The sequence below is a fragment of the Enterococcus sp. DIV0421 genome (genome assembly GCF_051713745.1).
Lineage (GTDB): Bacteria > Bacillota > Bacilli > Lactobacillales > Enterococcaceae > Enterococcus_D > Enterococcus_D casseliflavus.
In genome coordinates this window covers 785,312-799,602 of the sequence record NZ_JBIOQM010000002.1, presented here as the reverse complement: position 1 = coordinate 799,602, position 14,291 = coordinate 785,312, and the positions used below count along the sequence as shown (strand labels likewise).

Annotated in this window: 11 protein-coding genes and 2 pseudogenes; 1 reads left to right on the top strand and 12 read right to left on the bottom strand. The window is 38.0% G+C overall.

Annotated features, from left to right (window positions below; translation table 11 throughout):
* Positions 1-10: 10 nt before the first annotated feature.
* The 8 genes and pseudogenes from IGI96_RS14855 to IGI96_RS14820 form a co-directional block, all read right to left on the bottom strand.
* Positions 11-466 (bottom strand): annotated as a pseudogene (locus IGI96_RS14855) (CHAP domain-containing protein); the annotation flags it as partial.
* Between the two features lie 75 nt (positions 467-541).
* Positions 542-1,045 (bottom strand): annotated as a pseudogene (locus IGI96_RS14850) (glucosaminidase domain-containing protein); the annotation flags it as partial.
* Between the two features lie 51 nt (positions 1,046-1,096).
* Positions 1,097-2,773 carry a hypothetical protein gene (locus tag IGI96_RS14845; protein ID WP_438785294.1) on the bottom strand — a complete coding sequence of 559 codons (1,677 nt, stop codon included), beginning with the start codon at positions 2,771-2,773 and terminating at the stop codon, positions 1,097-1,099.
* Positions 2,774-2,787: 14 nt separating this feature from the next.
* Complete coding sequence (locus IGI96_RS14840) at positions 2,788-3,804, bottom strand: hypothetical protein (RefSeq protein WP_438785293.1); 1,017 nt, start codon at positions 3,802-3,804, stop codon at positions 2,788-2,790.
* Between the two features lie 22 nt (positions 3,805-3,826).
* Positions 3,827-4,114, bottom strand: a complete 288-nt coding sequence (locus IGI96_RS14835; RefSeq protein ID WP_438785292.1) for a hypothetical protein — start codon at positions 4,112-4,114, stop codon at positions 3,827-3,829.
* A gap of 219 nt (positions 4,115-4,333) precedes the next feature.
* Positions 4,334-9,553: a VaFE repeat-containing surface-anchored protein gene (locus tag IGI96_RS14830; protein WP_438785291.1), complete on the bottom strand. Its 5,220-nt coding sequence runs from the start codon at positions 9,551-9,553 to the stop codon at positions 4,334-4,336.
* Positions 9,554-9,738: 185 nt separating this feature from the next.
* Positions 9,739-10,689 carry a LysM peptidoglycan-binding domain-containing protein gene (locus IGI96_RS14825; protein WP_438785290.1) on the bottom strand — a complete coding sequence of 317 codons (951 nt, stop codon included), beginning with the start codon at positions 10,687-10,689 and terminating at the stop codon, positions 9,739-9,741.
* A complete protein-coding gene (locus tag IGI96_RS14820; RefSeq protein ID WP_252712719.1) occupies positions 10,682-10,894 on the bottom strand; it encodes a hypothetical protein in 213 nt (70 codons plus the stop codon). Before IGI96_RS14820 ends, IGI96_RS14825 begins: the two co-directional genes overlap by 8 nt.
* 415 nt (positions 10,895-11,309) lie before the next feature.
* Here IGI96_RS14820 and IGI96_RS14815 point away from each other — a divergent pair, with 415 nt between their 5' ends.
* The gene (locus IGI96_RS14815) at positions 11,310-11,741 is read left to right on the top strand and encodes a hypothetical protein (RefSeq protein ID WP_077454748.1); all 432 of its coding nucleotides are present in this window, start codon (positions 11,310-11,312) and stop codon (positions 11,739-11,741) included.
* A gap of 1,296 nt (positions 11,742-13,037) precedes the next feature.
* Here the strand turns inward: IGI96_RS14815 and IGI96_RS14810 are convergent.
* The 4 genes from IGI96_RS14810 to IGI96_RS14795 form a co-directional block, all read right to left on the bottom strand.
* Positions 13,038-13,391, bottom strand: coding sequence for a hypothetical protein (locus IGI96_RS14810; protein ID WP_438785289.1), 354 nt, complete (start codon positions 13,389-13,391; stop codon positions 13,038-13,040).
* On the bottom strand, positions 13,384-13,605 hold the full coding sequence (locus IGI96_RS14805) for a hypothetical protein (RefSeq protein WP_077454753.1): 222 nt from the start codon (positions 13,603-13,605) through the stop codon (positions 13,384-13,386). The genes IGI96_RS14810 and IGI96_RS14805 overlap by 8 nt, the downstream gene beginning before the upstream one ends.
* A 113-nt stretch (positions 13,606-13,718) precedes the next feature.
* Positions 13,719-13,970, bottom strand: a complete 252-nt coding sequence (locus IGI96_RS14800; protein WP_438785288.1) for a hypothetical protein — start codon at positions 13,968-13,970, stop codon at positions 13,719-13,721.
* A gap of 101 nt (positions 13,971-14,071) precedes the next feature.
* Positions 14,072-14,269, bottom strand: coding sequence for a hypothetical protein (locus IGI96_RS14795; protein ID WP_438785287.1), 198 nt, complete (start codon positions 14,267-14,269; stop codon positions 14,072-14,074).
* Between the last annotated feature and the right edge of the window lie 22 nt (positions 14,270-14,291).

Below are 14,291 nucleotides of genomic sequence, written 5' to 3'. Positions count from 1 at the left end.
ACGCCCCTTCTCATTTCGTATCCGGTGGAATGACGATTGATGCAATCGAATTTGGTCCATTATAAGGCCGTTCAAATGTAGCTACAATTTGACCTTTTTCCGTATTCTGCTCATAGGTTAAAATATTTCCATTGGATAATCCATGGATCACTCCGGTATGTCCCCAAACGGCACTTGCACTCCATGACGCCACTTGACCACCTCTTGACCAGTTAATAATCGCTCCAGGAACGAGTTGATCATACGTTGGATGTTTAATCACTGTCCAACTTAGCGCCGACCAATTATAGGCACTCCCAATATCTGAAGCTGATTCTGTACTTCCAATTACATGAGAAAGTCCGTAACTAGTACCCGCACCTAACCCCGCACCACCCATAAATCCACTATATTCAGCAGATAGTGCGTAACACTGCCCATTACCAATAGAACGGCCTAGTAGCGATTGTAAGTGATCAAGACCTGCTGAACTCACTTGTATCGTAGATGTACATCCTCCTCCGGTAACTCCTCCTGATAATCCACCTAATTGTTCAATCATGCTTGTCACAGTAGGTACCCAGTAGACGTTTAATCCTGTTGGATCATTAGCAGCACCAATCGGGGCATAAGCAGAACTTAATTTTTCGATTGTATTCAATCCACGCTCATTCCATAAATTATTTAACGTTTGCCCGGTCATATCTAGCCCTTCTTCCAACGTCGCAAAATGAATAATTGTACTTCCTTTCATTTGACCACTAGGATTATTATGATTTATTACTGCCGCGCTTTTCCCCCATCCAGTTTCATGCAGAGAAATAGCAATTAGCAAAATCGGATCAACATTGTATTTCTTCCCAACATATTCAAAGGCCGTTCTCTGACCAGCAAAGGCACCTGCGTCTTTCAGAACAGAATCCACCAAATCAGCGTTGTAGCTTCCTGTGATAACAGAGCAACCGGAACCTAAGTCCCCAGCTACTTTCGTTTCATTACCTCCGCTAACGACTCCGAGAACTAAAATGAAAAAAGAAACGGTAAAAACGGCTAACGGAAAGCACATAATAACTATCTTCTTTTTCATGATTCACCTAGTCCTATAAACAAGTAAAACCTAAACATTCGATTCAACTGAATTATCCGAAATAGGATCTTCCGTCATATCTGCTAAAGGTTCTTTAAAGTAACTATCTTGTTCTATACTTTTGTTAACGCTGGTAACTTCTCCAGGAGCAGATTCGACTTCTTGACCACTTAACTCCTCTGAATTGGTAACGTTACTTTGGTTATCGTTTTCTGGTTCTTCAAGTGTTGTTACTTCTAGCAAGACTTCCTCTCCTGTATCACTTTCATCAGCAGCTGATTGATCAGATTCTTCACTTTCTTCTTCAGATGCTTCAACTTGACTACTAACTAGTTCATTTATAGCACCTTCTAAGACTGAAATAGCTGAATCAACAGCATTTTGAGTTGCATTTTCATCTGAAGAAATCGCTTGAGCGTATGTCAATGAACCAATAAATATTTCCCAACTCTCAGTTGTATAATTTTCTTCAATTAGCTGTTCAGCAGAAGTAATAATCGAAATTAATCGGGATTTATCTGCTTTATTGACTAATGAATTTTTGGCTTCAACCAATTCTTGATAGGCCGAATTTACATCATTTTCTTGTACTGATTCTTGCTGTAACAACCATTTTGCCACTGTCAATTTATCAGATAAGACAGCATAGGAAATTGGTGTATAGTCTTCTGCTGATAGTGCTTCACACTCTTTGACCAAACGTGCCAAATAAATTAACGATAGGTCAGGCTGATCGACCTTTCTTAATTGATCATGTGCACTTTCTAACTTGGCATAAGAAGCATCGATCGATGATTGTGACGAATCATTTTCAGAAACAACTTTTTTTGCTTCGTTAAACGCTTGATCGAATACATTTAAGCTTTCAACTGTGTAAATTTCTCTATCGATATCTGACAAACGGGAAATCAGCTCTGAAAGGCTGCTAGTGTTTCCCTTTTTCACAAGATTCTCAATCGCTGTTTTTAAGGCCTGTACTTGTTGATTCACTTGAGTTTGACTTGCTGTTCTTTCCTGTATCATTTGCTCGGCTATCGAATATTCACAAGTAAAAGCATAGACACTGGAAGACACAAATAGACTTTTGTCGATATTAGCGGAATTTTCCACCACACTTTCTAATTCACTATAATCAACAACGATAGGAATTATGGGGATTACTGGAATTTCTGGATCAACTGGCACTTCTGGGATAATCGGTTGTTCTGGAATTATAGGATCAATCGGCTTTGGATCAGGTAGCACATTGCTATCATCTGGAAGTTCATTCGAATCCGGCTGGTCAATGGCTGTATTTTCCTCTTTTGGCTTATTTGATACCGTAACAATATTTTCCTTATCTGCTTTAGTAGCAAGGGTATCAAAAATGAGTAAATCTTTTTGTACAGTGTTTTCGACTGGATTCGAACTAGATTTAAATAGTGAAAAATCCTGAACAGCTAACGATTTATTATTTTCTTTCGTTTGATCAATAGGATTTTTATTGTTTTGTTCTGTGTTTGATTGTGCTTTCTTTACGGAATCGATCGCTGATTGGCTATCCTGACTTCTCTCCATAGGTTTGAATCCACTGATTGATTCTGCAGTCGATTGATTCCTTGCTTGGTCAGAATTCATTTGAGTAAGCCCATAAATACTTCCACCCAAAAAAATGGCGCTAAATAAAGTTATACCTATCATTTTTACTTTAAGTTGCTTTTTGTTCATTGGTAAACACTCCTCTATAAATTCAGAAGTTCTTCTTTCAGGGCAAACTTTTCTTTTGCCACTGATTCTGCCTTCTCTCTGTTTTTACTGCCGCCTTTAGCTAGTTCTTCCAGTTCTTTATCTTTTTCATCGATCGCTTGCTTTAGTTGTTCATAAGTGAAAATTTTTTCTTCTAGAGCAAGGCTGGACGTTTGATCGCAAATATCCTTTGCTAATTCTAAATTATCGCTTTTTAAATAGGCATAACCTGCTAATTCAAGTCGAGAATTATCTCCACTAAAACTAGACGTGTTCTTTTCATAGGAATTGATAACTTCAGCATAATTTGCATTTAATATAGCAAGATCAAATGCGCCAAAAGTCGTCTTGTTTTTCTCAACGAAAGTCTTTAAAGAATTCATAGTTTCATCTGTTTTGTTTTCAAGTACCTTTTGATAAAGATAGTTTTCTATATCGTCTATCTTTTCAGGATAAGTTTTTACAGCAGTTTCATAGTCTTTAGAGTATATGAGTTCCTGATAACTTGGAACCTCCTCGGCAAAAAACTGAGGAACCATTTTTATGCCTAATAAAACCATTAAAGTAAGAACAACGATACAAAAAAAAGCAATCCCTATTTTCTTTAACGAAATTGAAGACTGCTTTTTCATGGCTTTTTTTCTAATTTTTTTCTTTTTTTCAAGTTTGGATGTTCTTTCCTTTTTCGTTGGGATACGCTTCTTTTTTTGAGGAAATAATTTTTCAAGATACAAGATAAATTCTTGTAACTCCTCGCTTTCTCCATCTACTGTATCCAACAAATCCTTTTGTATCTCATTAAACAAATCAAAATTATCTATCGGAAAGGTCAGTTCTCCTTGTAGCAACTCTGATTCATCCTCTGAAATACTATAGGCAAAATACATTTCAATTTCTGATTCCTTTGCAACTCTATTTTCTCTGTTTAGTAATTCAAGTGCTTTTTCTAATGGGATTGGTCGTCCAATTGCAACTTCTATATTTTCAACTTCTAAAAAACAAAAGGTTGCCATTCGTTCCTCCTCCCTCTATCAATTAATCAAATGTGACTGCCTCATCATAAATAATTTGAAATGGACGATTCTTTGAAAACTTAATACGTTTTTCCTGATTTCCTAACGTCAAGATATAAAAATCATCCTTCCCTTCAAAGAAATATGTAAATTCATTTCTCTTACATCCATATTTCTTTTCAATCGCTTGATCTCGTTGTTTTTCAACAAAACGTTCATCTTTAAGTAAAAGAGGCATAACTACTGCATGAATGTAAGCCCCCATACCAATCCCTAAAAAAAAGGCAACAAGTACTAATGTATTGTTCATATTCGTCTCCTCTTGCTTCATATCTTTTATCAATAGAAAAAGACAACACAACCAATTGTTGTGCTGCCTTTTACTGAAGAGTAAGCGATAAGGAGCTTTCCTCCTTCCGTTTTTTAGAATGTTGTGAGTAGTCTAATAACCAACTCTCTTACTCTTTCTTGATCATTCCAAATTGTCTAAAAACAAACAGCTAGTTGTCTAACCGCTTGTTAGCCCTTTTTAGTCTTTGACCTTGTATAAGTCATAACCTATCAATCCTGCCGCAAGGACAAAAATTAATCCAATCACGACCCATACATGGTTATCTTCAGATCCTGTTTTTGGCAACGTTGGTACTACAGAAGCTGCTTTCACTGGTTGTGGTGGTTTTGGTGCTTCCACAATTTGAACCGTTTGATCTTCATTTGTTAGATCCACATTGTGTTTCGCCACTTCTTCAAATGTTTCTTCCTCATCTTCTGTTTTGGCTTGAAGCCATTCCGCAAAACTCAAGCCTTTTCCGGCAAGGTTTCGACCGTCTACCAAGAATTCAAACAAGAATTCCATGGTTTCTTTGTCTGCCGTAAAGATTTTTTCGGCATGTGTGCCTTCAAACGGTGTACCGTCTGGTGTCAAGTAACCTTGTACAATCAATTGATAAATTTGACCAATTGCTAGACCGTCTACTTTGACCCATTCAAGCACTGGTTGATTTGGCAAGTCTAAAATCTCTTTTCCACCATTTTTATTCGTAGCTTTGGTCGTAATGGTTGGATGAACGATTTTGATGGTTTGGTCTTTATCGGTAATATCTGCGTGAGAAGCTAATAATACACCTTCTCGTAAGAGATCTTCAAAGACCACCACTTCTTTGCCTCGTAACGCACGAGCATCTAGGATAAAGTCTAGATTTACTGTACCGTCGGTACTTTCTGCCACAAAGGTTAACGTACTGGTGACCTCTTTGCCGTCTACTAGCACTGGTTGTTCTGTTGCTTTATCCATTAGAATACCGTTTACTGTATACTTGCGACCAATGATCAAATCATGGTAGCTCACAGCGTCTGTAATGGTGACTTTCGTTAATGGATTGACCACTTTCAAGACAGTTGTTTTGTGTGTAGCGGTGGTACGAACACCTGGATTCGTTACCCGTACCGTTTGCCCTTCATCCGTAATATCCGCATGAGAGGCTAATAATACACCGTCTCTAAAGAGATCTTCAAAGACGACCACTTCTTTTCCACGTAACGCACGAGCATCAAAGATAAAGTCTAAGTTGACTGTACCGTCGGTACTTTCTGCTACAAACGTCAACGTACTTGTGACTTCTTCGTCGCCTACTAGCACTGGTTGTTCTGTTGCTTTGTCCATCAAAATCCCATTGACTGTATACGTCTTTCCTACAATCAGATCATGATAGGCAACTGCATCGGTAATCGTTACAACAGCCAATGGATCAATCACTTGTAATCCTGTTTCTTTGTCTGTTGCTTTGGTGCCGATTGCTGGATTGGTGATACGTACCGTTTGCCCTTTGTCGTTGATATCTTTGTGATTTGCCAGCTCTTCGTCATTTCTGAATAAGCTTTCAAACACAACAATCTCACGACCATTTAAGCCGGTTAGATCAAAGGTAAATGGCACGATCACCGTTTCATTTTCTGCTTTGGCAATAAAGCCAACCGCACTTTCTACCGGTTGATCATGAACAAGCAAGACTTCACCGGTTGCTTTGTCCATTAAGATTCCTTTGACCAAGTAAGCTTTTCCTGGAAGGATCTCTTTAACTTCAACGGTATCGTTTAATGTAAACAGCCCTGTTGGGTCTGCGACCGTCAACCCGTCTTCAAAGACAGCTGTGGTATGAACGCTTGGGTTATTTACTTTCACACTTTGGGATACATCGTTGATGTCTTCATGTGCCGCAACTTCAATGCCATCACGGAAGAGTTTTTCAAAGACAACAATGGTTTGACCTTTTAAGACGCTGGCATTGACCACAAATTCCAGGTCTTTTGTGCCATTAGCTTTGTCTGCAATAAAGGTCAACGTTTTTCTGATTTCTTTACCATCTTGTAGGATCGGCGCATTTGTGGCGTTGTTCATCAATATACCTGAAATGGTGTATTCTTTGCCGACAAACAAGTTCGTATAAGAAACACTGTCTTTAATGACGATCGTTTCTAACGGATCCACCACTTTTTCTCCGTCTTCTTTATTCGATGCTTGTGTTTCAAGTGTTGGTGGAATCAAATAGTTGCGTACGGAAACCAGCAGCGTTTCGCCATCATCTGGCGCATTTTGTTTGAATGTGATAGTGAATGCTTGTTTGTCTGTATTTGGTTGGAAGCTTTCTAATGGTGCTTTTTCGACAAAGTAGTAAGATCCAGCGACTAAGCCTTTGACCAGGAGTTCACCGTTAGTATCGGTGGTGTATTCTCCTAAAGCTTTTCCTTCTCCGTTATACAGAGTAAAAGTAACACCTGCAAGTGGCGTTTGTTTGTTATTCCATTCTTCATACTTGAACAATTTCACATTCTTACGTGCTTGACGGTTCGCAAAATTGATCACTTTGATTGGTTCTGTATCATCCGTAATCGAGAACACCAATGGTGTTTTGTTCAACACATAATTTCTCGGTGCGTTGATTTCTTCGATACGGTAGCGATTGTTTCCATAGGTAAACGTACCGTTCGTAACAAGGTAGCCTTTGTCATTTGTCCGGAAAATATCCGTTACTTCGGTATCGTTTGGAATCGCAAAAGTAACATACTCATTCGCTAAGGTGTCAAAGATCTTGAACTCCGTATTAGCAAGTGGAATCACTTTGCCTGTTTCTTGATCGACTTTAACAATTTTGACTTGTTGCTCAATGATTTGGTCTTCTAACACATAACGGAAGGTTTGACCTTGTTCAGAAATCGTTACTTCGAACGGTTCAAACAATTTGTATCCTTCCTTGCCTTTGGTTTCAGAAACACTATAGGTATCAACGACAACCGCATTTTTACCGAAGGTAAAGTAACCGTCTTGGTCAGTCAATACCGCTTTAACGACTTTGCCTGTTGTTTTCGAGGTCAGTGAAATTTCAATGCCTTCTAATTTTGGTTTATTGTCAGGATCTTTCGTGTCCACAAAGTCTTTATTGCCGACTTTTACCCCTTCAATCGTTCCTTTGATCACTTGATCTTTTGCCGTTGTTTCCACAGTGACTGTTTCTACTCCTTGACCGGCATAAACAAGATCAAAAGTAAGTTTATTTGTGTTCAAGTTGTATCCGGTTGGCGCTTTTTCCTCGATCCAGAAGTATTCCCCTAATTTTAAATCTCGGACTTCTGCTTGGACTTTTCCGTTAATATTTTTCAATGTAACAGATTTGATTTTCATACCGTCTGCTTGGTACAATCCATAAACTGCGCCTTCTAAGGTCGCAGCACCTTGTGCGTTGTTTCCAGTTTCTTCATCTTGTTTGAAAATGCGCACAATCCCTTTTTGTTCTTGGTTTTGAATTTTTTGATCTACATTTGTAACTTCAACATCTTGGCCTGCATAAACAATGTCTACTGTCCATGTAGCAGTGTTTAGCACATATCCATTTGAGGCAGCTGTTTCTTTAATTGTATACGTGCCTAAAGGTAATGCCTTTGTTTGGGCTTTTCCTGCATCATTCGTCGTAATTGTGTCTACAAGATCACCTGTAATCGTTGGTCCAGCGTACACTTCAAAAACATTTCCAGCCAATGTATATTGATCATTTGGCATAGTTTTATTGAATTCTACCCCTGATTTATCGATCGTAATGGTCCCTTTTTGCGCTTTGTTTTCAAGGGTCACTTTGATTGTTTTATTGGCTTCAATCGTAAAATCTTTGCTTGTTTCGTTTAATACATAGCCGGTTGGCGCTTTGATCTCAACAACGGTCCCTTTGGTGCCATGCGTGATATTCTTGATCGTCGCAATTCCTTGATCATTCGTTTTCACGGTTTGATCTTTACCAGCAATTGTGACTTTGATTTCTGCATTGGCTAAAGGTTCTTTTGTGTCTGCATCAATCTTTAAAATTTCTAGGTTACCTTGTTTTAGGACATTTAAATTTAATGTGTATCGTCCTGGCTCTTCCGGATTAAGAACAGCAATCGTTTGTTTTCCTGATTTCTTATACACCATAGGAGTACCTAAAAAATCAATCCTATCTAATTTAATAGTTGCTTTTTCAGGTGCGTCTTTCGTTGCAGTAATGACTAATTGATTTCCTTGAATTTTTGCGGTAATCCCTTTAGAAGGAGTTATATTTTTGATATTTCCTAAAGAATTATTCGTATCTGTAACAGTGATTGTTTCGCCGACTTTAACAGTTTCGGTTTTCCCAGCAAAAGACACTTTTTTATTAAATGTCGCTATTTTCTGATTTATCTCATTTTTAAATGCCTCATAATTCAACACTTTATTAACCATCAACGGAGTTGAATTCAACTGTTCATGAATAAATAATTGTGTTGCAATTCGACGATGAAGTGATTTGTCTTTACTATCTTCCCAGCCAAAATATGCAATTAACTCAATTTTTTTACGAATATCTGCATTTTTCAAATACGTATCTAATGCAGATTCTGTAAATGTCCCTGAAGCACCTTCTACCCCAGGTTCAATACAAAAGGCAACTTTCCCATTGACTTCAAAAAGATCAATTTTATCATAAGCAAATGGCGTTCCATTTGGTAAACGCATCTCTGCCCAATAGACACCTTCTGTCGGTTGTGGAGCAACTTCTGTCATTTTTACATTTGCCGTATTTGCGGCACGTGTAGAAACTGCGGCACGACGAACACGGGCTGATCGTGGTTGAGTAACAACAGATGTTTCTTCTGCTGCTTTCTCCGACAATGTCGTTTCTTTCGTGTCAGTAGCGACTACAGGTTCTTCTGTCTTCTCTTCCGTATCCTTAGTGTCTACTGGTTGTTCCGCTGGTTTTTCTGTGTCAACAGCAGATACATCCGTTGCTTTTTCTACAGATGGTTCTGTCGAAGCAGGTACCTCAGAGTCTGGTTGATCTTCTGGAGTTGTTGCCTCTGTTGGTTCAGAAGAAGATGTCGTATTCGACGTGCTTTCTTCTGATGGTTCCGGTGAAATTTCTGTTTCTGCAGGTTGTGTGACCGCTGGACTGTCTCCTGGGTTTTGCGCTTCCCCGATCGTTTGATCAAGAGCTGCTTTTGAGTTGGTTGTCGGTGCATCGGTCTCTGGCATAGGCTCAGCTGGTGTTTCTACAGCTGGAACGGCTTCTTCTACCGGTTGAACTTCAACGGCTTCAACAGGAGCTGGTACCGTTGTTTCTACTGCTGGTTGACTGGGTGTTGTTTCTTCCGCTTGTGCTTGAAACGTACCCGTCAAAAAGCAAAACTGAGAAAATGCCAGAACCGCAGCTGCTTTTAACCAATTCTTTCTTGTTCTTTGTGACACAAGAATTCATTCCTTTCTGTTTGATTTTATCTATAATAAAACGCCGTTACCAGAATTGATAACGACGTGAATGGTTAATTTTATTTTGGTTGATCTGGGGATCTTGCCCGTGGGAATTGCTTCATCATGTTTTCCTCCAAACAAAAAACACTCTAAATAAAATAGAGTGCTCTAAATAAAATAGTTTAATCTAACGGACCATCTTTATAAAAATCAACAGTAAATTTATTTAATGGTTCTGCATTTTTATTTACTAATTGCTCAACCCAGAATCCACTATATTCACTATCTTCTCTCTCGATCTCTGCATAGCCATAATTATTTGCTTCATCTCGAGAATTAAATACTTTTCCACTATTTCCAATCATTTCTGGAAGTGGTTCTTGATCCGTTACTGTTGAAGGGTCAGTGACAGGAACTGTTGTCGATCCACCTTGTTCCCCACCTGTACTTGGTTGTGTCGGTGTCGTCGGTTGAACTGGTGTACTTGGTTTTTCTGCTGGTTGACTTGGCTGAGCAGGTGTTTCTACTGTTCCTGAAGGAGCTGTTGTCCCAGCAGTAGAGCTAGTTGTCCCCTCAACAGAACCGCTTGTCCCGGTTTGACTGCCGTTTGTCCCACTAGCTGCAGCACTTGTTCCTTGACTGCTTGTAGCCGTTTTGCCGCTAGCCGCAGGTGTTCCTTGCTCATTTTGTCCAGGCGTAGCCGTTTTGGTTTTATCTGTTGTTGATTTGGCAGGTTCTTGCTTACCTACTGGTTTACTAGCATCATTCTTATCCTCCGGCTGAATTACTGTTTGAGCAATTGTCTCACCTTGTTTGTTTTGAACTGTCGCTACATTGCCGTCAAATACTAGCGTATTGCCTGCGTAAATCAAATCGACATTCGCAATCTTATTCAGCTCTGCAAGTTTTTGTACCGTCAAATTGGTTGCCTGACTGATTCCCCACATGGTATCTCCCCAAACAATCGTGTATTGATTGTTTTTGGCTTTCGCAACGTCTGCTTTGATTTGTTCTACGGTTCGTGGTGTCCAAACCCGATTGACTTCTGACGCCTGTACATCATTTCCACTCGTGAAAAATACCACGCCTGCCGCTGCTCCAACAATCAAACTGACGAACACTTTTTTACTCATCTGAATTCTCCTCACTTTTTTTATTTTTTTCTTCCGCTAATAATTTGTCATACAACTCTTTCACTGCAATCTTCACAATTGACGTTTGTGGAAACTTTGCCCCATACAAACGTGCTTCCAAAATTTCTCGTATTTCTTGTAAATGTGCCGCAGTATCTGTATCAATTGCGACACTCCCACTTCTCTTTGCCTTTTTTTCTGCCATTGAGTACTCCTCCTCGAAGCTTCTTTATAAGATCTTACAAGCAGATTATAGCATGCTCCGAATTACCTGTAAATACTTTTATATACTTGAAGTTACTAAAAAAGACAAAAAGAAGTTTTAAACATCTATCACCTCCTACAAGTTATCTTATCATGGTTTTTATCGTCAAAATAGATTGATAAGGCATAAATATAATTCTACTTTCCCTTGACAATATAACTTTTCTATGATTTTCCTTCCCTTTTTTTGTTGCTTGATTCATTTTAATGATAGACAAATAGAAACCGTCCTTTTATGATTCTTTTAGGAAGATAATCTTCCATTCTCTTTCTATCCATTGCCATTTTTCTCTGTTCCTCCTTTTTACCCGTTCATTACTGAACCATTTTTACACATAAGAAAGGATCGATGATTGATGATAAAACCATTCAAATACTTATTCGGTACTCTCTTGATACTTGTAGGCCTGTTCGCTGTTCTAGCTTTTGAGCACTTAAACGAAAAATCAAAAGAAAACCAACCAGCGATAGAATCAACAGTTTTAACCGAACCAACGAAAGAAGCAAAAACGTTTGACTTTGCCCAACTCCAAGAAAAAGAAGGCGACGATCTGAAGGATCTCGGCATTTGGCAAATTGACACCATCATTTTCAAAGGAAAACCCAAGGCTATTCTCACCACAGCCAACGGAAAAGAAGTAAGCTTTCCTATCGAGATTACCAATCAGGAGCAAAATGAAATCACACTCCCTACAGTCAACTATGCACCAAAGAATCTTGTCATTGCCCAACAAGTTGGGTTATCTAAAAAAGACAATCAGTATTTCATGTATCAAATAAATCAATAAAATCGAATCGTTCCTCTTATTTCTGCCATAAGATACGAAAAATTTAGAAAAACAACACAACCTTTTATGAGCAATCTATTTTCTCATGTATTTTATTATCCGTATCTCTTTTTTCTCTTGTTATAATCTGCATATACTCGTAATACACATAGGAGATGATAATTTGTATTCTTATATTATTGATACTCTAGCTTTACTAGTAGGAATTATTGGTCTTTTCAAAGAAGGTAAATCTTCTAGTAAAATTGAAATTGTAGAAAGTTGTTATATTCCAAATAACATTGAACAACAGAATCTTGAAACTAAAAGAAGGATTATTCAGTGGTCTCTATTGATTATTTTTATCCTTTCATCCGTTTACATTGTTTACACAAACTTCGGAGCTGTTCCTATTATTAGTTCTGAACAAACTCTTCTTCCTTTTTTCAATGAATTAAATAGTTATTTATTTTTCACTGTGTTGACTCTTACCAAAGGAATGTCATTTACAATCCCTATCCTTGTAGCTTTTGTAACTATTAAGTATATTTTCAGTAAAACTGTTGCCTATAAATTTTTAAGTATATTCTGCTACGGATTACTTTTCATCTTAGCCATTACATTATCATTGTTTTTTAACGATCTAAATACAACAACATTTCTATCATCAGTGACCAATTTCAATAGCGAGATACACTCATTACTAGACTTTTTCAGAATATATACTGGTTATGTTTCGATGGTCCAAATAATTATTTTTTTCTGGATCATTAATCACTTAACACAAAATTTATTGTTACTAGAAAATAAATCTGTATATTTAAAAAATAATTTGGTTACAATTTTAACAAAAATATTTCTTCCAATCTCATTGTTTCTAATTATTCTTTATTGGACATACGTTTTATAAGCCGATACATTACGAAATAGATGAATAGGATAGATAACAAGAAAATACTTGAACAAACGAATTCGTGTCTATCTATACTAATCAAAAAGTACCCATAACAAAGAAAATGACAAAACATAAGTATTACCAATATTCCTCCTGTTTCTACTTTTTCGATCATTGTCATCACTTCTCCTCCTATAATTTAAGAACAAACCATTTCCCTTATTTCTGCCATAAGATATGGAAAATCTAAAAAACAACAAATCAACGCTGCGCCAATCATTCCAAAGAAAAAGATTGGCGCTCTTCTATAATAGAACGATCGAAGTCCTTCATGTAAACAAGTAGCGATTACTAGTAAAACAAACAGACGCATCGTCCAATGAATACTTTCCGCAGACATTTTTTCTCTCTCCTTCCTTTTTCTACTCTTTCAATAAATGGTACTTTTCCCGGAGATACATCAGTTTCGATCGTGAAAGTTGATAGGTTTCACAGAGGTGCTTGACTTTCTTTCCTGCAAGTAAACCTGAAACTATCCGTTCTTCTAATCCTGGACGCAAATCAAAGTAATACTGATGGGATCGTTTTTGAAACGTTTCTTTCGTTTCTCCGTCTTGACGAACCAGATCGATGGGTATGCCTAAAATCACGAGTAACGGATCCCGTCGTTTGATTGCTTGCGGATCATCCGCCCAATTCGGGTGGCGTTCTTCATCGGTTAATTCAAATAATTCTTTTCTCGACAGCTTTTTTACTGTCGCATTCCCCTCACTCATTCTTCTGCTCACACTCCTCTAACACCAAATGCTGATCAATCTGATCTAATGTTTGGTGAATACATGCCAGTGAAATTCCAGAAGTCTTGGCCAGAGAAACAATACAAACAATTGATAGCGTTAAGGCATCAGCTGCGCTTAAATTCCCTGCACTGACCGACAAATCATTCCCCTGTTTTTCAAACAACACACAACCATTCACTTCTTTATCCATCTTCTTTTCGTGCCCCTTTCTTTTTTTGATTGGTTGACCGATACGAGTATTCTGTGTTGAAAATCATTTTTTGTTGGAATTTTTTTCGGCTTCAATCGGCTAAATACAAGGAGTTATAAATACTCGCACCAGTCAGCCAACCACTCGTTTCCCCTTTTTTCTCTTTCTTTTCTGTTGTATACTTGATTTGAGCTAGTTTTCATATCATCAGTTTCATGGATACCCATCAACCCTAAACAATCTAGCTCAGCGGCTGTCGTTTGTCCTTTCACGACAGCCTTTTTTATTTGAAGCGCTTCGGTCGCTGTTCCAGCAATGCACAAATCTGAGCAACCATCCAATGCATGCAACAACCCAACAAACAATACATTCCCCAGAAAAACAAACAGGTACAAAATAGCATGATGCCATATGCGACTTGGCTCATTTTTCCTCCCCCTTGTTGATTATGTTGGTGGATTACTGACTAAATTGTTCGTTCTTTTCCACCATCAAGATTGATCTGGTTATACCCCAAATCTACTGTAATGCTTTCCACGTGTTGAGGAGTTCCCCGTTCATATCCTGCTTCATAATGACTTTTTTCATAGTAACTAACGGTAGAAACTACAACTTCTGCATCCGGATTATTTTGCAATATACTAATCAAATCTTTTGCTTTCATGTTTACCCTCCTATTCCTCCAT